The following is a 17696-nucleotide window of genomic DNA, read 5'->3' on the forward strand; positions in this document are numbered from 1 at the left end:
CACGGCCCTCACCACCGTGGCCGGCCGACTGGGCATCCCCGTCGACGACGAGTTGACGGCCTGAATGAGGCGGTGACAACGGCGGGAACGTCGCGGACTCCTCGAGTCCGCTCTGCGGTCCGGTGCGTGACCGGTACTTCCCGTGGCCTGGGTCTGGACCTGGTCAGGCGGCTGCTGGAACGTGGTGACAGGGGCGCGGCGACGACGCGTTCGTCCGAGCGGCTGCTCACCGCGCCCGGGACGGCGCCGACACCTCGTGTCTTCTCCCGCTCACCGGCGACCTGCGTGACGAGGCGCAGGTGAAGCAGACCGTCCACAGGACCATCGAGCGTTTCGGCGGCCTGGACGTGGTCATGAACAACGCCGGCCACGACTTCCTGGCCGCGGTGGCGGAACCCGGCGACCGCGACGTCCGCGACATGCTCGACGACCATCTCAAGCTCCAGGGCAGCCATCCCGGCGACCCGGCCAAGGGCGCCGAAGCGATCGCCAACCGGGGCGTGACCGGCCAGGGCCCGCTGCGCCGAATCCTCGGCTCGGACTCCCACGCCTGCGCCACCCCCAAGGTCCAGGTTCGCCAGGCCGACCTGGACGCCACCGCGGACACCGCGCCCACCACCGACTTCCCGGCCACCGCCTGATCCCCACCACTCGCCCTTCCACCGCACCACCACGGAGAGGAACTGCCCCATGAGCAAGGTCTTGATCATCATGTCGGCTGCCGACGTCTGGGAGCGCACGGACGGCTCGGCGTACCCGACCGGCTATTGGGCCGAGGAGCCGGCTGCTCCGCACGAGAAGTTCGTCCGGAGCGGCTACACGGTCGACTTCGCCTCGCCGGGCGGAGTGCTGCAGCCACTCGACCAGCACAGCGCCGACCCAGAGATCGCCGGGGCGGACTGCGCCCGGCACGTGGAGTACGCGGAGAAGGTCCTGCGGGAGTTCGGCCCTCTGCTGAAGCTCGACGAGGTCGACGTCAACGACTACGTCGCGGTCGTCCTGCCTGGCGGCCACGGCCCTCGTCGACCTCTACCAGGACACCGGCCTCGGCCGTCTGCTGACCGCCGCGGACGCGTCCGGGAAGGTGATCGGAGCCGTCTGCCACAGCCCGGTCGCCCTGCTCAGCGCCGTGGACACGGAGGGCAAGTGGCTGTTTGCCGACCGGAGGATGACGGCCTTCACCGACGAGGAGGAACAACTTTTTGGAACGGCCGAAGGTGCTCCGCGGCTGCTCGCCGCCCGACTGCGGGAGAGGGGCGCTGACCACATCGGCGGGCCGGCCTACCAGCAGCACAACGTGCAGGACGGCAACCTGTTCACCGGGCAGAACCCGGCGTCCAGCGCCCACATGGCCGAGGACATGATCGCCGCCCTCGGCTGAACGCACACGCCCGGGGCACCATGCCCCGAGTAGTGCGTCGGTGTGCTGCCGTTCCCTGTCTCGCGCGAGCGTTCCGAGGACGGCAGCTCCCGCTTCTGGTCTCTTCTACGGCCCTCGTGATCCCGCGGAGGCCGGAAGACGGGCCGGCCCGCGCTGATCGAACCACGCCTGGCCGGCCTCCACGAGCATGAGGGAATCCTCTCGGCGTCACCAGAATTCTCTGACCAACATCAGAGGATGAATGCGGCGCAACCCGCCCGGCCACGCTAGGGCGAGGGCGTCACCGGTGACGCGCTGGGCACCGCGGTGGGCCGGGGCGTCGAGACGTCGGGGCCGTCGGTCCGGGCCTGTTCGCTGGGACGAGGGCTGATGGGTTGGGGTATTGCCGACGGAGCGGGCCCGGGCGGGGGGCTGCTCACGGGAGGCGGGGCGAGGGGGATGGTAGGGGACACGGGCTTGTCGGATACCGCCGGCTGGAGCGGCAGGACGACAAGGGCGACGAGGGCTGCGACGGCGCATGACACCCCGGCTCCGACCGCGGCGCGGACCAGCCGACGCCGCGCCGCGGCGCGGCGGATCTCCTCGTACCGGCCGGCGGGCGGGCCGAGGTAGTCGGAGGCTGGCCGCAGGATGACGGCGAGGGGGTCGTCGGGTTCGAAGTCCGGACCATCGTCAGAGTGTGTGATCAAGGCTTCTCCTCAGGTGGGCGCGGAGCAGTTCGCGGGCCGCGTGGAGGTCGGCCTTGATAGTTCCTTCCTTGCGCCCGGTCACCACGGAGACCTCCCGGATCGGCATGTCGGCGTAGTAGTGCAGCAGGATCGGGACGCGCAGTCGTTCCGGCAGCGACTGCACGAGCAAGCGTACGGACGGGTCGGCGGGTTCGCTGTGCGGACGGACGGCGGCTTCCGCGGTGACACGGTGTACCGCCCTGCGTTCGCGCTCCAGTTTGCGCCAGTGGTCCCGGACGAGGTTGGCCGCTGTGACGTAGAGGAAACCCCGCGGTTCCGTTACGGAGGTCCAGCGGGCCCACAGCCGGGTGAACGCCTCCGAGGCGATCTCGTGGGCGGTCTCGTCGTCGTCGACCAGCCGGCGGCACCAGCCGGCGAGACGCGGATAGAGGGCGGCGAACAGCTCGGACGCTGCCTTCTCGCGGGACCGTTTCAATGCTCTCCATGGTCGGGGTGACACCGGTGACGCGGTGCCACTCGCGGGGGAGGGTCCCGGGCCGGCCGGCGCACAGCCCACCGGCCCGGAACTCCCGTGGCGGATCAGGGACTCGCCGGGCTCAGCTCGGCGAAGACGATCACGTTGTCGCGGTACTCCTCACCGGTAAGCGGACCGCCGCACGTGATGAGCCGCAGTTCCGGACGGTCCACGTGCCCGTAGACCGCGTCCGTCGGGAAGTCCGTCTTGGCGACTGTCCGGATCGAGTCGACGACGAACACCGCCGCCGTGCCGTTCTCCAGGCGTGCCACGATCCGGTCGCCGCGGCGCAGCCGCGCGAGGTGGCGGAAGACACCGTCCCCGTGGACGCCGACCGTGACGTGTCCGAGGATCACCGACGGGCCGATCCGTCCGGGTGTCGGCGAGTGCCGGTACCAGCCCGCCACGTCGTCGGCCGTGAGCGGGGGAACCTGCACGGTGCGGTCCCGGGCCAACCCCAGTTGTATGACCGGGGTGTCGACCCCGATGGCCGGGATCTCCAGACCGACCGGGACCGAACGCCCGAGGACGTGCGTCGTCCTGCCGGAGGGCCGCGAAGACGGTGACGTGCTTTCCGGGTGTTCGGCCCTGGCCGGGCCGGTCCGGTCGCCGCTGCAGCCGACGAGCAACGAGGCTGTCGCCGCGGTGACGAACGCACGCCTGGAGAGCGACGTCATGCCGCGGTCGCCCGCCGGCGGCGTACGAGGAACACCGCCGCGCCCCCGGCGGCGAGCAGGGCGGTGGCACCCCCGCCGATCAGCTCGCCGTCGGCTCCGGACTGTGCCGACTGCGGTGCCACACCGGTGTCGGGCGCTCCGCTCGGTACGACGGAGACCTCGCCTGTGTTCCCCTCCTCGGCCGGAGCCGGCTCCGGGGTGGCGGTCGGCTCCGGGGACACGCTCGGGGTCGCTGTGGTGTCGGCGACGGGAGTCGACTCGTCGGCGAACGCGGGCACCGCGCTCGCCAACAGGGCGGTGCACGCGAGTGCCGCGGCGCTGAAAACAGTTCGGCGCATGGAACGCTCTCTTTCATCGGTTCGCCCGCACGTTGACCCGGCGGGCTCAGTCATGAATCGTGCGGAGAGACGAGGCGGCGGCAGCACGGGTTGCAAAGAGAAGGCAAAGCCCTGCTGGTGTGATGCGACCGCGCGGCGTCCGCCGGTGGGTTCTGCGGGTCCGGCAGACCTGAAGGCCTGTCCCCGTGCGAGCTCCATGCAGGTGCCCACTGTGCGGTGACGGTTTTCGGCCGTCGGATCGATAGCGTCGGATCCGCCGCGGTGCGCCTGCCGCGGACGTGTGGAAGGAGTTTTCGTGAGACTGGTTCGGCAGCTCGTCGCTGTGCTGGTGGTCAGCTCGATCAGCGGCCGGAGTGTCGTCGCGGTGGAAGGAAATCCCTGGCCGGCGCTCCTCCTCGCTGCCCTGACGGCCGCGCTGGTCTACAGGTGGGTGGTGCAGCGGACCGAGCACCGCCCGGTCACGGGGTTCGACCGGCAGGGAGCCGGGGCGGCGCCCGCCGCGAGCTGGAGGTCCTCCTCCTCGTCTCGGACGGCCTCTCCAACACCGAGATCGCCGCAGCTCTCCTGATAGGCCAGGGGACCGTCAAGACCTTCGTGTCACGCGTCCTCGCCGGACTCGGGCTTCGCGACCGTGTTCAGGTCGTCGTCTGCGCCTACCGTCGAGGGCTGGTGACCTGACGCGCCACTGCGCGAGACGGGCAACGGAGTCGCGGACCGCCGGGGCGCAGTGGGTAGCCGGGGCGCAGTGGGTAAGGGGGTGTGGGGGCCGTTGTCTTCCACACGCGAAGCCTCGCCGCCGAGAGGCCCGGGACCGCCCGGGCCCGATCACGGCCCCCGCAGGCACCGGTCACTCAACCGGTGCCGCTTCCGTCACGCCAACCGGTCTGTCGCAGTCATCGCCATGCCCCGCACAGGAGCGCCTGCGAAGCGGTAGTCGTTCTCCTTCAGTCCTGGGGCGCCAGCACACAGAACTCATGGCCGTCGGGATCGGCCATCACCGCCCGACCGGCCTCGCCCTGACCGATGCCGATGCCGATGCGCGTCGCCCCGAGGGAGACGAGACGGTCGACCTCTGCCTGCTGATCACCGTGGGCAGGTGGGGCAAGCTCGAAGTGCATCCGGTTCTTCCCGGTCTTCGGCATCAGCGGTGGACCACCCCAGGTGATCTTCGGGCCGCCTCGCGGCGAGCGGATCGCGGTCTCCTGGTCCTGGTCCCAGACCAACGGCCAGCCCAGGGCCCGGCTCCAGAAGTACCCGACCTCCTGCGATCCGTCGCACGCGAGTGCTCCGATGAATCCGCAGTCGGCGAGGAAGTTGTTGCCCGGCTCGATGACACAGAACTCGTTGCCTTCGGGGTCGGCGAGCACCACATGCCCCTCCTCGGGGCGTTGACCGATGTCGATGTGGCGGGCGCCGATTCCGAGCGCCCTCGCCACCACCTGCTGCTGGTCGTCGAGGGACGTGCTCGTCAGGTCGAAGTGCATCTGGTTCTGGCCCGACTTCTGTTCCCGGGTCAGGAGGAACCGGATCCGGAACCCGGTGTTGTCGTTCGGCAGGAGAGTGGGCACGCCGTGGGAGTCGTCGACCGCCTCCCGACCCAGGACGCCGGCCCAGAAGCGCGAGAGGCGGAGGGGATCGTGCGCATCGAAGCAGAGCGCGTGAAGCTGAGACGTCATTTCCCGCACATCCGATCCGCCGACTCGCCGCCCCACCCGCCGATCGCGTGGGGCAGCCCGCCGGCAACAGGGCCTCGTCCAAGCCGTGGAGGGGAGCCTGCCCATGGGGCGCCACCCGGTCAACTCGTTTTCGCTCACTCGCTGCCGTCGTCGCAGCCCTCCGGCACCCACCCGTCACACGCTCGGGAGGAGATCGCCGGTCGGGGCCAGTGCCACCTCGCCGACGACGGCCATGCCCCGGCCGGGAGGCCGAACGCCGGGGACCGTGGGTGAGGCGGGGGCGCTACGCGGCGGTGTCCGCGGACAGGAGTCGGGCGAGCCGGTTCGGCGGGCCGTGGCCGAGATGTGTGCCTGCGGGCACAGGGCACCGAATCCGCGGAAGCCACCTGCCCAGACGTGGAGTTCGGCCGGGCCGCCGGCGGCCCGGATGCGGGAGGCGCGGTCTTCTTCGACAGCACTGTGTGAGCGCCGGTTGAGCACTGGCTGGCCTCCCGCCCCACTCCCCCGCCGGTACGACGGACGGCCCGGTACCGCGAGCGCGGTACCGGGCCGTCCGGTGGGCGGAAGTGGCTCGTCAGCCCTGGCGGGCCTTGAAACGCGGATCCTTCTTGTTGATCACGAACGTCACGCCCCGCCGGCGCACCACCTGGGCACCCGGCTTGGCCTTCAACGAGCGCAAGGACTTGCGTACCTTCATCACGGTCTCCTTCCGCGGGGTCGAACGAGGGGGGTCGCCATGGCTCTCCCCCCTCGGGGCCTCCGCCGCGGGGCGACGGAGGCAGATGTCATCGTTCTTCGCGGAAGAGGACGTGCTCACCGGCGACCGGGTCGTACTTCCGCAGGACCAGCCGGTCGGGGTCGTTCAGACGGTTCTTGCGGGTCACGTAGGTGACTCCCGTACCTACTGTCGACTTCAGCTTGACGACCGGCCGCGCAGTGCTGCGTGCCATGAGGTGCTCCTTTCGCCACCGCCCGAGCTCATTGACTCGAACATGCCAGACATAATGGACAACGGCGTCGGCGGGCGCCGTATTCCGCATCCCACGTTCAGCGGGTCGGGACCCCGCCGCCCACTCCGCGCCCGGCACCTCGCCGGGCGGACCGAAGCCACGGGCAAGCGATCGTGGAGGGCGGTCGCCTACGCGGCGAAAGACTCTGCGGGGCTTCAGCCGGACGATCGTCCCTGCAGGCTGCGGGTGAGGCCCGGGGACACTGTCCCCTCCACGACCACGGTGCCGTCAACATGTGCCCCCTCACGTTTGTTCCCGGGCGCGCCGAGCTCAGAAGGCTCCATGACCGCGTGACGGGCGCGCACCCGCCCCGGTTCTGGGAACTGTTCCCGGGAAGGAGGCTCCCCGGCACGGCGAGGTCATTCGAACCCGTCCGCAACGCCGTGGAGAAGCAGTGGCGCCGAGGCGTGGCTGTCCCTGGTCGTCGAGGTGGACGGCCCGGCCCCGGGCGGAGCCCGGGGCCGGGCGGGCACAGTGCGAACGGCTGTGCCGGACGTGACCGGCTGCGCGCCCTCTCCTGCCGTCGTCGCCGAACAGGATCAGGTGGCGGGACGGGCAGTGTGGTCGGGGTGGTGCCGGGTACGGCGGGCCTCCTTCATCTCCGCCTCGTACAGGTGGTCGCGTCCCTCGGCCAGCTCCTGCCGGATCTCCTGCTCGATCTGCTGGAAGGGCCGGTAGTACGTGGCGTTGTACGCCTCGACGATCTGGAAGGTCCAGTGCCCCGGAATCACATTGCGGCCGAGGATCTCTCGCTCCACCCGGCCGGCCTGCTCTTCGTGGCCGGCTTCACGGAGCAGGCGCACCGCGTCGTCGAGGGCGAGGTCGGCGCTGCCGGTCAGCTGATGGAATGTGTAGAGCGCACCACGGGCCCGCTCGGCCGTCTCCAGCGCCTTCGACAGCCCGCCCAGGGCTTCGACCGTCGTGTCGGACACACCGTCCGGGCGCCGGTGCTCGGGGGCGGGGTGTTGCTGCGCATCGATGTTCATACAAAGACGGGTTCCCCGGGGAGGGCCGGGGAAGGCTGCGGCGTTTGGGGCAAGTCGTGTGCGGGACAGGTGTGAACAGGGGTGGGTCCTGGCAGCCGGACACATGGCCGCCGGCCCTGGGCACGTGCCGTGATGCCGGGAGGGGCGGGCCGGGCTGAACCGCTCCGTGAAAATTTCCCTTGATCGTGGACACCTGGAGCGCGCCCATCCACGCCACAGCGGAGCCGCAGCCGCACGTTGCCGTACCGTTCGGGTCCGTGCCAGGCCTGTCGGCGGTGCCGGGCCGACTCGTGGACCTGAAGAGCCGGTGGTTGTCGGGCACAGCGGACATGTCGCCGACCTGGCTGTGGGGGCCGGGCGCGCCTCAGGACCCGACCACGAGGCACTGACGGAGTTGCGCGGCGCTGCCGCACGGCCTCGGCCGCGTGGCCGTTCCGGCCGGCGTCCGGGCCAGGGCGGGAAGCCTCACGGTGGCCGAGACGGAACAGATCCGCATGCATACGTACTGGCCCCCATCGGATCCTTCAGCGAGTACCGGCACCGGCCACGCTCGCACCGATCGCTTCGGCTCACCGCGAACGCGCCGACGGCGGCGGGTAGCACCGCGGCGATCCGGGGCGCGGACTGCCGCTGGCGGCCCGCATCCTGACGGCTGTCGACACGCTCACCACGCTTACCGAGCCACGTGCACACCGGTCTGCGTATTCACTCGCGGATGCCGCGGAGTTGCTTGTCCGCGACGCCGATGAAGGCGGCGCGGGCAAGCGGGCGTGTGCTCCGGTCCTCGGGGCGGCAGGTATCGAGGCACCGCGGCAGCCGCCGCCGGACGGGCTGACGGACCGGGGGGTCCAGGTGCTCCGGCTTGCGGCGCGAGGGCCGGCGAACCGGCAGATCGGCATGGAACCGTCGCTCTCCCCGCGCACAGTGGACCATCATCCGGCTCACGTCTACGACAGGACGGGGCGGCGGACCCGGGCAGGCGTCGCGCTGTACGCGACGGGACACTCGTTGTTTCCCTGAAACGGCTCGTTTCCCGCCCCACGCCCCGCGATGGCGCCCGGTGTCATGACCGGGACCCACGTGCGGGCTGGTGGTGGACTCGCGCATCCGGCCGCCGGAGATCGGTGACGCCGAGGGGGGCGAACGCCCTCGACGGCGCGGTGAAGCGTATTCAACTCCTTGCTTGTGAAGCCCTGTCGGGCCAAGAGGGCAACCCTCCTCCCACCCCCGCCCGCCCGGAACCACTGTTCGGGTGGCGCGATCGCCTCAGCCTGTTCGCGTTTTCTTCGTTCCACCGCCCTGCGGTCGCGCCCTCGACGGAGGGATCAGCGGCTCCGCGATCTCATGGCCCGGCTTGCCGGATTCCGGCGGCGGCACCGTCATCCGCTCCCACCGGCTCGCCAAGAAGGTGATCACTTGCAAGAACTTCGCGGTTCGCCTGAACCAGCCACGCCGCGTACGCGTAGGGAGAGCGGGGAGACACCAACACCCGGAATCCGCAAGGCCCGAAGCACCCGGCACACAGCGACATCTTCAAGGAGTGCCCGATGAGCACCGCACACCTCAGCGACTGGCTGACCGCCCGCCGGCCCCTCGTACTGGGCCTGTTCCGTATGGTCCTGGGCATCCTGTTCACCAGCGAGGGCGCTGCTACGGTCTTCGGGGTGCTGGACCGGACGGCCAGCCCCATGGGTGACTGGCCGTTCTGGTACGCCGGGGTGATCGAGCTGGCATGCGGTGTCTTCGTCCTCCTTGGAGTCACGACGCGCAGCGCGGCCTTCATCAGCTCGGGCATCATGGCGTTCGCCTACTTCACCGAGCACCAGAAGGACGGCCTGTTCCCGCTGCAGAACGGCGGCCTCGCCCCTGCGCTCTTCTGCTGGGGATTCCTGCTCATCGTGTTCTTCGGACCGGGCGCCCTGTCCCTGTCGGGCCTTGTAGGCCGCGAGGAAACCGATGTCCGGCCGACTGCTCGCCCGGAGCCCGAGCAGCGGGTGGGCGAGTAGGCGGCGCCGGGACGGGGACGTCCGGCATGGGATCTCCGCGCCGCATCTGATCCGGCTGTCCCTCCAGCGCACCGACGACCGGATCGAGGCCGCTCCGCGGCATCCACGCGTGGTGGGTGCCGCACGCCACCCTGTCCGGGCGGAACCATCTCGCCGAGCTCCCTGCGGCGAGTTCCACCCGACGGCCCCCTCCCGCACGCACGGACGGCTGCAGTCGCTCGTCTCCACGAGGGGGGCGGCCCATGTGATCCGCGGCGATCCGCGCCACAGCGAGGCGGCGGAGTCGTGGCCCTGGGAACGCGCGTACCTGGTCATGCCTGATCAGTCCGGATGAGAAGTGATGTCACCGGGCCGCCGGGCCGGCCTGCCACCGGCCATGCTCACCGCCCCGGTGGTATCCGAGGCCCTTGGCGCTGGTCCCCGCTGTGCCGGCGGAGCCGGTCGGTGTGGCGGGCGACGTCATCGACACGCGCCGCGAGGCCGGGGTGGTCGGACGCCAGATGCGCGTGCGTCGCCGTCAGCGGGCCGACGAGGGTGGCAGCGTCGTTGTCGGCGAGGGCTGCGGTGAGTTCGGCGAGAGGGGTGCGGGCGGCGGCGGGGAGATCGGTGAGCGCGGTGATCTGGCCGGCGAGCCGGCGCAGGTCCGCGGCGTTGGCGCGGGCCCACGCGGTGACGGTGCGGTCGGCGGCGCGGCGGTCACGGGTGGCCCGTACCCGCTGCTCGCCCGTGGACCCCGGGTTTCCAGGGCGTACGCGCAGATAGCGGCGTTCGGCGGCCTGACGGCTGGAGACGCCCAGGGGATGGGCGAGGTCGGCCCAGCTGGCGCCCGCCTCCCGGGCCTCTTCGATCAGGCCCGGTTCCCACCCGGCGAGCTGATCGCGGACTTCGCGGAGCAGCAGGAGGGCGGCGAGTGCCTGCTCCGAGCCGGTCTGGACGGGCTCGGGGCGCACCCCGTCCTGCGATGTCCGGGCGGTGCGCAGGGCTTCGTGGATCGTGTTCAGCGCGGCGGCGGCGAGGAAGGACGTGGGGGTGAGACCGCGGGCGCGCGGGGTGGGCCGATCGTCACTGATCATGGAGTCTCCATCAGATTTTGTCGTCATCTCGGCGACACTCAACTTGTCATCACTTGGATGACATGCTACAACGAAGGCAGGTGAACCGCATTGGCAGCAAAGTGCCTGACCTGAACACTGGAGGTGTTTCACGATGTTGATGCGCACCGATCCGTTCCGTGAGCTCGATCGAATCACCCAGCAGCTCCTCAACACGACCGGCACCTGGTCGCGGCCGTCGGCGATGCCCATGGACGCCTACCGTGAGGGCGAGGAGTACGTGATCGCCCTCGACCTGCCCGGCGTCTCCACGGACGCGATCGAGATCGACGTCGAGCGGAACATGCTGACCGTCAAGGCCGAGCGGCGGCCCGTCACCAAGGCGGACGACGTACAGATGGAGCTCTCCGAGCGGCCTCTGGGGGTCTTCTCCCGCCAGGTCGTGCTGGCCGACACCCTGGACACCGAACGCATCGAGGCGGACTACGACGCGGGGGTACTGACCCTGCGTATCCCGATCGCCGAGCGCGCCAAGCCCCGCAAGATCGCCATCGGCGGCGGCTCCGTCCACAAGGAGATCAGCGGCTGATCCCCCTCCCAGCCGCGCGGAGACGGGGGAGACGGCCTGCCCTGCGGCCGCCCCCCGTGCTCCGTCTCCTCCGCTCGCCGCCCTGCGCGCAAGAACGCAACGATGGCCGTGCGACGGGAGGCGTTCCCGGGCCAGGTCAAGGAACTCGGCGCATACGCAGCCACCGGGAAAGCCGAAGCGGGCGGCCCGCACGGTGCCTGCGCACTGTGCTCGGCGTGGTCTCGGACACCGTGGGCGAAGAACTCACCCACCGGATCCTGCTCCAGCTCCCGGTGGGCTACGGCCTGCCGTTCGGCCGCCCCGGCGCGTACGGCCCAGAGACAGCGGCATTCCCTCCCCTGACCGAGCGATATCGGTGGTCGGCGGGAGCCCCCCACCACACACATCACCTCGCACGAGAAAGGCAACCGCGTCAGCGATGATTCCCCAGCAGGAAGCGTGCCGGCCCACCGTCAGCATGACCTTCGAGCAGATGCTGGAAAGAGTGCGGTACGAAGGCGCCTACCCCACCCGCGCACGGGCCGAGGAGGCCGTGCGCGCCGTGCTGGCCTCCCTCGGGCGGCAGCTGACGGGTGACGAGCGCGTGGAACTCGCGGTCAGGCTGCCGCACGAGGCCGCCGTCGTCCTCACCTCGGAGATACCCGCCACCGAACCCCTCACCGGCTGGGGCTTCGTCGAGGACCTCTCGTGCCGCACCGGCGGCACGACAGCCACCACCCGCTGGGACACCGGTACCGTCCTTCGCGTCGTGGCCCAGTTCGCCGGCGAGGAGCTCCTCGGCCGTATCCTCACCCAGCTCCCCACCGGCTACGCCCTGCTGTTCGGCCGCGCCGAACTCACCCGGGCGGCCTGACGCGGGGAAGGGGGCACAGCTGTGGAACGGGGCTGGGCCGCCCGCGGCTGAACGAGCGGACTGCGCTCCCCTGGCGCGTCCGGCGGCCCGAAGCGGAGAGCAGCGCTTCGCGCAACCGCGTTCCGTCGGACGCGTGTCGTACGCCGTCCTTGAGATGACCGGACCGATCAGGTCTTGCGGGTCATGACACCGTCCCCCGATACGGAGGCCGCCCTCGGCGGCCGGGCCGCACCACTGGCAGCGGGTCCAACGATGCCGTGGACGACGAGACAGGTTTCCGCCGGGTGCCGGACCGGCCGGCCGAGGTTGAGGATGTACTTGTACTGGTGGCCCGAGTCCTCACCACGTCAGTGTCAGCGGACCCCCGACCGGCAGCGTGTGCCATCCGACGGCCTCGGGCCGCCGTCGGCGGCCAAGGATGCCTAGGCCTTCGCCATCCTGGGGTTCCTCACCGCGCACGGGCCGACCGGTACGGTCCCCACGTGCGCCGGCGCCCGCCGCCCCGGGGTCGATCACGCCCGGCCGCCGGGGTCTGCGCCTGCCGGAACCCTCCGTCGTCACTCCCGTGCGCCTGCGTCTGGCACCGGTCTGACGTCCGTGGTCCGGGCGGCGGACGCCCGTGGAAGCGGGAGGCGGACGTCGGTGGGCCGGACGGCATCCGGACATCGCGGACCACGGTGACATGCTCCGCGTCGGCCGGGAGCATGTCACCGTGGTCCGCCGGGTCCGGTCCGGGTCTTGGCCGCGACCGTGTTCCTGCCGGCCTCAGCGATGCGGAACCGGTCCCGGATGGCGATGCGACAGGCCCTGTGGCAGTGTTCGCGCCGGTGCGCGGAGAGCGCCACGACAGAGGGCGCGACCGCGCCGGAGAACGACGAGGGAGACAGGATGATCTTCATCACCGCCAAGTTTCGGGTGCGCCCCGAGTATGCCGACGACTGGCCGAAGATCGCCGCGGACTTCACCTCGGCCACCCGAAACGAACCCGGCTGTCTGTGGTTCGACTGGTCCCGCAGCGTCGAGGACCCGACGGAGTACGTCCTGGTCGAGGCCTTCCGCGACGACGAGGCGGGGGCGGCCCATGTGCACTCCGAGCATTTCAGGGCCGCGCAGCGGACCCTGCCGCCCCACCTGGCCGAGACGCCCCGCATCGTGAACGCGACGGTTCCGCAGGACGACTGGTCGCTGCTGGGCGAGATGAGCGTTCCCGAGCAGAACTGACGCATCGTCTCGGGGCAGACCTCCGTCGAGGTTCCGCGATCGCCGGGGCGGGCCACCGGGGACGGCTCCGGTGCGGTGCCGCCCCCGGTTCCGGGTTGTTCAGCGGCCGCGCCGGCGGACCTTCAGATCCGTGACCACGGGACGGTGGTCCGACGCCTCCGTCGCCACCGCTTCGCCACCGCTTCGGCACCGGCCACGGTGATGTCCGCAGAGACGGCCACCAAGTCGACGCGCTTGACCGGGTCGACCGCCGGACAGGTCCCACCGCCGTCCGGGTCTGCGTTCCGCAGCCGTCGCCTCGGCGTTGAAGTCGCCGACCAGGATCTTCGGTCCGCGGTCGGCGGCCAGCACGTCGAGCATGTCCGCCACCTGGGCCTCACGGACCGACGGGTCGGCCCGGTGGTCCAGGTGCGTGCTGTGGACGTGCGCAGGTGCGCCCTTGACGTTGACCGTGACCTCGGCGAATCCGGGCATCGGGGCATGCACCGGGTCGGGTGTCCGGGTGGAGAGCCGGGTGATCTCGTGGTTCTCGGCATCGATCACCGGGTAACGGCTCAGGACGGCGACACACACGAGCTCGCCCAGCGGCTCGCCCCCGAGTCCCGTGTCGTCTACGGTCCGACAGTCCTGGCCCATGCCGCGGCTCTGCTGACCAGTTCGCCCGAGGGCCGTACGTCCTACCTCGACGAGGACCTGCGCAATGCCGACACGATCCTGGCGCAGGCCGGGAAACTGCTCGACCTCAACCGTCCCGTGGCGCTGGTCCTGCTGGGAGCCGTCATGTTCGTCGAGGACGACGAGGAAGCCCGTGGGATCGTGCGGCGTCTGCCGGCCGCCCTTCCGATGGGCAGTCACCTCGTGCTGTCGCACACCATCACCCGGCCGGACCTGCCCGACGTCGACGCGGCGGTGGCCTTCTGGAACGAGCACGGCACCCCGCGGCTGACCCAGCGGCCCCCCGGCATCGTCGCCGGTCTCTTCGAAGGGCTCCAGCTCCTCGGACCCGGTGTGGTCTCCTGCAACCGCTGGCACCCCGCCCCGGCCCCCGGCGGCGCACCCGCCGGGGAGGTCGCCATGTTCGGCGGCGCGGGGCGCAAGCAGTGACCCCGCGCATCCGGGGCGGCGACGCCGCTGCCGGAGTAGCCCGTCAGGCTGTCGGTGGCGCCGGAGGGGACAGCGGGGGCGGAGGGGACGTGAGGGCGGCGAGCAGGACGTCCGCGGGAAGGACCGGCACCGTACGGCCACCCGGGCCGGTGACCTTCGTCGCGGCGAGCAACGAGTTGAGCACCGCTTCCTCCACGCCGTCGAGAACCGCTTCGAACAGCGGCCCCAGATCGGCATCCGCCACGGGAGCACCCCCGCCCGGCCGCGTGCCGAAGGCCACGGCGTAGTCACCGCTGCCATGGCTGTAGGCCGCGCCCGTACGGGCCAGGGCGAAGACCGCACGCCGTGCGACACGGGTGAGCCGGCGCGCGTCCAGAGGGGCGTCGGTGGCCACCACGATCATGCAGGAGCCGGTCTCCGCGACCGGCGCCCCATCGTCGGTGTCACGGCCATCGGTGTCACGGCCCGTGGATCGCGGTGTGACGGTGCGGCCGAGCACCCGCAGTGTGCCGCCGAAGTTCGCCTGCACCAGGACGCCCGCGGTGAAGCACCGGCCTGCCAGATCCAGCGTGCGGGAAGCGGTCCCGATACCGGCCTTGAATCCCAGAGCGACCGTGCCGGTCCCCGCGCCGACACAGCCCTCGGCCACCGGCCCGCCCGATGCCCCGTCGAGGGCCGCCCTCACATGCTCCTCGTGGACGGGCCGGGTTCGGATGTCGGACAGGAAACCGTCGTTGCACTCCCCCACGACGGGGTTGAGGCTTTGCACCTCGTCGCAGCCGGGCCGTTCGAGCATCCAGCCGACGAGGGCGTCGGCGACGCGGAAGGCGGACAGGGTGGAGGTGAGCAGCACCGGTGTCTCCAGTGTGCCGAGTTCGGTGAGCTGGGTCGTGCCGATGAGCTTGCCGTAGCCGTTGCCGGTGAAGACGCCCGCGGGCAGCGGTGTGTGGGGGCCGACGGTGTCGGGCACGACGGCGGTGACTCCACTGTGCACGTCCGGGGGCCGTCGGACGGTGGTGTGGCCGACACGGACGCCCGGCACATCGGTGATCGCGTTGGAGGGGCCGGGAGCGGCCCCTCCGATGACGATGCCGAGGTCACGGGCGCGGCGCCGGGTGCCGGCGGCGGACTGCGGGCGAGCCGGTGGTTCCATACGGCCGCACGCTACCTGCCCACCCCGCCCGACGTCCGCCGGCTCATGGCCCTCCATGGGGACGGCTCACGGAGCCTCGGCGTTGGCGGTGGAGCGGTCCTCGCGGTCAGGGAACGGGCGAGCGGCAGTCTCGAGAGCATCGGCACACCCGCCACGACCAGGGTGACGCCCGGCAGTCGGGGCAGGAGCCACCGGCCCGATCGCCCGGACTCGGAGCAGATCGTGGTCCCGAGGATCAGGCTCACGCTCGCGTCGCCGAGGGTGAGGTCGGGCTGGGACGCGACCAGTGGGCCCGCCTGCATCGCGTTCTCCGGGAGGAACAGCGCCGACGCGCCGAACAGGGCGAAACCGCAGGTCTGCCAGGCCGTGAGGAACGCGGTGACACCGCCGTCGTCGAGTGTGCGCATCGACGCCTTCATCAGTGCCGCCGTCACCGCGTACGCGACAGCGGTGGCCGGCTCGAAGCAGGCTGCGCGGGTGCGGCCCCCGGGCCCGCGGAGCCCGGCGAGCACGAGGCAGACGATCGCGGTGGCGCAGACGGCACGTGCCCGGATCCAGCGATCCATCGGCGCGTGCGTGCGGTTTCCCGCGGGCGAGGCGGCGGTCAGGGCGACGGCGAGCCCTGCCACCACGGCGAAGGCGGCCGCCCAGCCGGTACGGGACAGCCGCCCCGCAACAGCGCCGTGGCGATGACCAGAGCGAGCGGCAGCTCCAGCACGAACAAGGGCTGAACGATCGTCAACGGTCCCGTCGCAAGCGACACGGCCTGGCAGACCGTCGCGGTGATCATGGTGATGATGCCGGCGAGCCAGACGGGCTGCCGCAGCAGGTCGAGCATTAGCCCGACCCTCAGTTCGTCGGACCGGGGCACGCCGAGGGCCGTCTTGCGCTGGAGGACGGTGGCGAGCGCGTTGCTGAACGCGGCGCCCAGGGCGAACAGGACCGGCAGCAGCATGTCCACGGCGCGGGTCTTCCGGGATGACGAAACGGCCCACCCCAGGCCCTGCCATGATGCCCCGCGTTCCCCCTCCCACGCGAACACGCAGGGTGCGTGTCGCAGCCCGTACGGTGGCGGCCGCATGCTCGGCAGCCGGGCCGGGGCACGACGGGTACCGAGGCAGGACGGGTACCGGGGCAGGGCGGGGGCGGATGTCACCGCGGTCCCCGCGCTCCCGTCCCCGACGGTACCGGCCGCCGGAGGAGGTAGACGGCCGCGGTCACGACCAGGACGGCCATGCACACGATGAACATCAGTCCCGCGTCCTTCAGGCCGACCGGACCCGTCAGTACGCCCACTCCGATCACCGGCACCGAGATGCCCGCGTAGGCCACCACGAACAGCATGGAGATCACCCCCGCCCGCTCGCCCGCCGGAGACACCTCGGCCAGCGCGGACAGCGCCCCGCGGAACGACAGCCCCTGGCCGGCACCGCCGACAATCGCGCTCAGCACCACCAGTGCGAGCAGGTCCCAGTGCAGCGCGCCGGCGAGCAGCGCCAGCCCGGCGAGAAGGCCTGCGCAGCCCCATGGCAGTGATCGTGTCGCCCCGACCCGGCCGACAGCCAGTTGCCCGGCGGTCGAGGCGAAGAAGGCCAGCGCGACGACCAGACCGCTCAGGGCGCGGTTGTGCACGTTCAGGTACTGCGCGAGGAACGCCGGGCTGACCGAGGTGAACACCCCGAACAGTGCGAAGCCCACGAACGAGGCGATCGCCGCCGGCCCGAACACCGCCCGCACCTGCGGGGGCAGGCCGGGCCGTCGTGGCCGTACGGTGCTCAGCGAGCGTCTCTCCCGTACGGTCTCCGGAAGCCGCAGCAGGACAACGGCCGAGCCGGCCACCAGGGCCAGGTGCACGGCGAACGGCAGGTACAGCGGCCCGGCCGCGTACTGGGACAGGACTCCCGCGAGCAACGGTCCGCATCCCAGCCCGCCCATGTTGGCGGCGGTCGCGACGAAGGTGGCGCGAGGGGCGCCACCGGGCGGTGCCAGCTCCATCACGAACGCCGTCGCGGCCCCGGTGAACAGCCCGGCGGACACTCCCGACAGCAGCCGTCCCGCGTACAGCCATCCCAGGTCGGCGGCGCTGAGGAAGCAGATGGCGCTCAGGGCCGCGAACCCGAGGCCGCACAGCAGCACCGGGCGCCTGCCCACCGCGTCCGAGACGTTCCCCGCCAGCAACAGGACACCGATGACACCGAAGGCGTACACGGCGTACACGACGGTGACCGTCAGCTCGGAGAACTCGAACTTCTCCTGGTAGAGACCGTAGAGAGGGGTCGGCAGCGTGGTACCGACCATGCACACGGCGAACACCGCACCGCTGAGCACACACGCGCGCCACCCGGGGCGATCACCGGCCATGCCGCCGACGGTAACCCCGTATGCGCCGCGGTCCCGTACGGCACGCCAACCGGCCGGGAGAACCCGGAAGCGCCGGGCGCCGTCCT

The 17696-nt window shown here is 71.4% G+C and carries 20 protein-coding genes and 4 pseudogenes; 10 read left to right on the top strand and 14 right to left on the bottom strand.

Translation table 11 applies throughout. The annotated features are described in order from the left end of the window. Positions 1-126 precede the first annotated feature (126 nt). The 3 genes from ACFP2V_RS21330 (at position 127) to ACFP2V_RS21340 (ending at position 1381) form a co-directional block, all read left to right on the top strand. A complete protein-coding gene (locus ACFP2V_RS21330; RefSeq protein ID WP_381214724.1) occupies positions 127-303 on the top strand; it encodes a hypothetical protein in 177 nt (58 codons plus the stop codon). Beyond that, positions 300-641 (top strand): Rossmann-fold NAD(P)-binding domain-containing protein, encoded by a 342-nt coding sequence (locus ACFP2V_RS21335; protein WP_381214726.1) that lies wholly within the window; start codon positions 300-302, stop codon positions 639-641. The genes ACFP2V_RS21330 and ACFP2V_RS21335 overlap by 4 nt, the downstream gene beginning before the upstream one ends. A 443-nt stretch (positions 642-1084) precedes the next feature. Beyond that, on the top strand, positions 1085-1381 hold the full coding sequence (locus ACFP2V_RS21340) for a type 1 glutamine amidotransferase family protein (RefSeq protein WP_381214729.1): 297 nt from the start codon (positions 1085-1087) through the stop codon (positions 1379-1381). Positions 1382-1647: 266 nt separating this feature from the next. Here the strand turns inward: ACFP2V_RS21340 and ACFP2V_RS21345 are convergent, their stop codons facing one another. The 4 genes from ACFP2V_RS21345 to ACFP2V_RS21360 form a co-directional block, all read right to left on the bottom strand. Next, positions 1648-2070, bottom strand: a complete 423-nt coding sequence (locus ACFP2V_RS21345; protein WP_381214732.1) for a hypothetical protein — start codon at positions 2068-2070, stop codon at positions 1648-1650. Beyond that, positions 2054-2545, bottom strand: a complete 492-nt coding sequence (locus tag ACFP2V_RS21350; protein ID WP_381214735.1) for an RNA polymerase sigma factor — start codon at positions 2543-2545, stop codon at positions 2054-2056. Before ACFP2V_RS21350 ends, ACFP2V_RS21345 begins: the two co-directional genes overlap by 17 nt. 104 nt (positions 2546-2649) lie before the next feature. Beyond that, positions 2650-3261, bottom strand: a complete 612-nt coding sequence (locus ACFP2V_RS21355) for a class F sortase (RefSeq protein ID WP_381214738.1) — start codon at positions 3259-3261, stop codon at positions 2650-2652. After that, on the bottom strand, positions 3258-3599 hold the full coding sequence (locus ACFP2V_RS21360) for a sortase-dependent protein (RefSeq protein WP_381214741.1): 342 nt from the start codon (positions 3597-3599) through the stop codon (positions 3258-3260). Before ACFP2V_RS21360 ends, ACFP2V_RS21355 begins: the two co-directional genes overlap by 4 nt. A gap of 498 nt (positions 3600-4097) precedes the next feature. Between ACFP2V_RS21360 and ACFP2V_RS21365 the strand changes: the two are divergent. Continuing rightward, positions 4098-4277 (top strand): annotated as a pseudogene (locus tag ACFP2V_RS21365) (LuxR C-terminal-related transcriptional regulator); the annotation flags it as partial. Positions 4278-4543: 266 nt separating this feature from the next. On the opposite strand, the gene ACFP2V_RS21370 reads toward ACFP2V_RS21365, so the two are convergent. The 5 genes and pseudogenes from ACFP2V_RS21370 to ACFP2V_RS21390 all read right to left on the bottom strand — a co-directional run bounded on the left by ACFP2V_RS21370 (position 4544) and on the right by ACFP2V_RS21390 (position 7271). Beyond that, the gene (locus tag ACFP2V_RS21370) at positions 4544-5275 is read right to left on the bottom strand and encodes a VOC family protein (RefSeq protein ID WP_381214744.1); all 732 of its coding nucleotides are present in this window, start codon (positions 5273-5275) and stop codon (positions 4544-4546) included. Positions 5276-5449: 174 nt separating this feature from the next. Continuing rightward, positions 5450-5725 (bottom strand): annotated as a pseudogene (locus ACFP2V_RS21375) (hypothetical protein); the annotation flags it as partial. Between the two features lie 124 nt (positions 5726-5849). Continuing rightward, positions 5850-5972, bottom strand: a complete 123-nt coding sequence (gene ykgO / locus ACFP2V_RS21380) for a type B 50S ribosomal protein L36 (protein ID WP_006130958.1) — start codon at positions 5970-5972, stop codon at positions 5850-5852. Between the two features lie 88 nt (positions 5973-6060). Beyond that, positions 6061-6225 (bottom strand): 50S ribosomal protein L33, encoded by a 165-nt coding sequence (rpmG, locus tag ACFP2V_RS21385; protein ID WP_055597989.1) that lies wholly within the window; start codon positions 6223-6225, stop codon positions 6061-6063. A gap of 599 nt (positions 6226-6824) precedes the next feature. After that, positions 6825-7271 (bottom strand): hypothetical protein, encoded by a 447-nt coding sequence (locus tag ACFP2V_RS21390; RefSeq protein WP_381214749.1) that lies wholly within the window; start codon positions 7269-7271, stop codon positions 6825-6827. A gap of 726 nt (positions 7272-7997) precedes the next feature. Between ACFP2V_RS21390 and ACFP2V_RS21395 the strand changes: the two genes are divergently transcribed. Both ACFP2V_RS21395 and ACFP2V_RS21400 read left to right on the top strand, forming a co-directional pair. After that, a complete protein-coding gene (locus ACFP2V_RS21395; RefSeq protein WP_381214752.1) occupies positions 7998-8291 on the top strand; it encodes a helix-turn-helix domain-containing protein in 294 nt (97 codons plus the stop codon). A 527-nt stretch (positions 8292-8818) separates the two neighbouring features. Next, entirely contained in the window at positions 8819-9277 is a 459-nt protein-coding gene (locus tag ACFP2V_RS21400) for a DoxX family protein (RefSeq protein WP_381214755.1), read from the top strand. Positions 9278-9657: 380 nt separating this feature from the next. Here the strand turns inward: ACFP2V_RS21400 and ACFP2V_RS21405 are convergent, their stop codons facing one another. Further along, positions 9658-10350 (bottom strand): type III effector protein, encoded by a 693-nt coding sequence (locus ACFP2V_RS21405; protein WP_381214758.1) that lies wholly within the window; start codon positions 10348-10350, stop codon positions 9658-9660. 133 nt (positions 10351-10483) lie between these two features. Here ACFP2V_RS21405 and ACFP2V_RS21410 point away from each other — a divergent pair, with 133 nt between their 5' ends. The 3 genes from ACFP2V_RS21410 to ACFP2V_RS21420 all read left to right on the top strand — a co-directional run bounded on the left by ACFP2V_RS21410 (position 10484) and on the right by ACFP2V_RS21420 (position 12992). Then, positions 10484-10918, top strand: a complete 435-nt coding sequence (locus ACFP2V_RS21410; RefSeq protein ID WP_381214762.1) for an Hsp20/alpha crystallin family protein — start codon at positions 10484-10486, stop codon at positions 10916-10918. A gap of 418 nt (positions 10919-11336) precedes the next feature. Next, complete coding sequence (locus tag ACFP2V_RS21415; RefSeq protein WP_381214765.1) at positions 11337-11771, top strand: DUF2267 domain-containing protein; 435 nt, start codon at positions 11337-11339, stop codon at positions 11769-11771. Positions 11772-12659: 888 nt separating this feature from the next. Next, the gene (locus ACFP2V_RS21420; RefSeq protein WP_381214768.1) at positions 12660-12992 is read left to right on the top strand and encodes a putative quinol monooxygenase; all 333 of its coding nucleotides are present in this window, start codon (positions 12660-12662) and stop codon (positions 12990-12992) included. A 99-nt stretch (positions 12993-13091) separates the two neighbouring features. Here the strand turns inward: ACFP2V_RS21420 and ACFP2V_RS21425 are convergent, their stop codons facing one another. Next, complete coding sequence (locus ACFP2V_RS21425) at positions 13092-13535, bottom strand: endonuclease/exonuclease/phosphatase family protein (RefSeq protein WP_381214771.1); 444 nt, start codon at positions 13533-13535, stop codon at positions 13092-13094. A gap of 21 nt (positions 13536-13556) precedes the next feature. Here ACFP2V_RS21425 and ACFP2V_RS21430 point away from each other — a divergent pair. Continuing rightward, positions 13557-14096, top strand: a pseudogene (locus ACFP2V_RS21430) (SAM-dependent methyltransferase); the annotation flags it as partial. Between the two features lie 43 nt (positions 14097-14139). Here the strand turns inward: ACFP2V_RS21430 and ACFP2V_RS21435 are convergent. From ACFP2V_RS21435 to ACFP2V_RS21445, 3 genes and pseudogenes are all read right to left on the bottom strand, one after another. Further along, positions 14140-15249 carry a P1 family peptidase gene (locus tag ACFP2V_RS21435; RefSeq protein ID WP_381214774.1) on the bottom strand — a complete coding sequence of 370 codons (1110 nt, stop codon included), beginning with the start codon at positions 15247-15249 and terminating at the stop codon, positions 14140-14142. Positions 15250-15260: 11 nt separating this feature from the next. Then, a pseudogene (locus tag ACFP2V_RS21440) lies at positions 15261-16204 on the bottom strand (DMT family transporter). A 197-nt stretch (positions 16205-16401) separates the two neighbouring features. Next, positions 16402-17610: an MFS transporter gene (locus ACFP2V_RS21445; protein ID WP_381214778.1), complete on the bottom strand. Its 1209-nt coding sequence runs from the start codon at positions 17608-17610 to the stop codon at positions 16402-16404. Positions 17611-17696: the final 86 nt, after the last annotated feature.

Source organism: Streptomyces incanus (assembly GCF_042656345.1).
GTDB classification, from domain to species: Bacteria; Actinomycetota; Actinomycetes; order Streptomycetales; family Streptomycetaceae; genus Streptomyces; species Streptomyces incanus.

Excerpts from the sequence above, each read along its gene's own strand:
- ACFP2V_RS21355 (WP_381214738.1), bottom strand. The coding sequence starts at position 3,261 with ATGACGTCGCTCTCCAGGCGTGCGTTCGTCACCGCGGCGACAGCCTCG.
- ACFP2V_RS21360 (WP_381214741.1), bottom strand. The coding sequence starts at position 3,599 with ATGCGCCGAACTGTTTTCAGCGCCGCGGCACTCGCGTGCACCGCCCTG.
- ACFP2V_RS21370 (WP_381214744.1), bottom strand. The coding sequence starts at position 5,275 with ATGACGTCTCAGCTTCACGCGCTCTGCTTCGATGCGCACGATCCCCTC.
- ykgO (WP_006130958.1), bottom strand. The coding sequence starts at position 5,972 with ATGAAGGTACGCAAGTCCTTGCGCTCGTTGAAGGCCAAGCCGGGTGCC.
- rpmG (WP_055597989.1), bottom strand. The coding sequence starts at position 6,225 with ATGGCACGCAGCACTGCGCGGCCGGTCGTCAAGCTGAAGTCGACAGTA.
- ACFP2V_RS21390 (WP_381214749.1), bottom strand. The coding sequence starts at position 7,271 with ATGAACATCGATGCGCAGCAACACCCCGCCCCCGAGCACCGGCGCCCG.
- ACFP2V_RS21400 (WP_381214755.1), top strand. The coding sequence starts at position 8,819 with ATGAGCACCGCACACCTCAGCGACTGGCTGACCGCCCGCCGGCCCCTC.
- ACFP2V_RS21405 (WP_381214758.1), bottom strand. The coding sequence starts at position 10,350 with ATGATCAGTGACGATCGGCCCACCCCGCGCGCCCGCGGTCTCACCCCC.
- ACFP2V_RS21410 (WP_381214762.1), top strand. The coding sequence starts at position 10,484 with ATGTTGATGCGCACCGATCCGTTCCGTGAGCTCGATCGAATCACCCAG.
- ACFP2V_RS21415 (WP_381214765.1), top strand. The coding sequence starts at position 11,337 with ATGATTCCCCAGCAGGAAGCGTGCCGGCCCACCGTCAGCATGACCTTC.
- ACFP2V_RS21420 (WP_381214768.1), top strand. The coding sequence starts at position 12,660 with ATGATCTTCATCACCGCCAAGTTTCGGGTGCGCCCCGAGTATGCCGAC.
- ACFP2V_RS21435 (WP_381214774.1), bottom strand. The coding sequence starts at position 15,249 with ATGGAACCACCGGCTCGCCCGCAGTCCGCCGCCGGCACCCGGCGCCGC.
- ACFP2V_RS21445 (WP_381214778.1), bottom strand. The coding sequence starts at position 17,610 with ATGGCCGGTGATCGCCCCGGGTGGCGCGCGTGTGTGCTCAGCGGTGCG.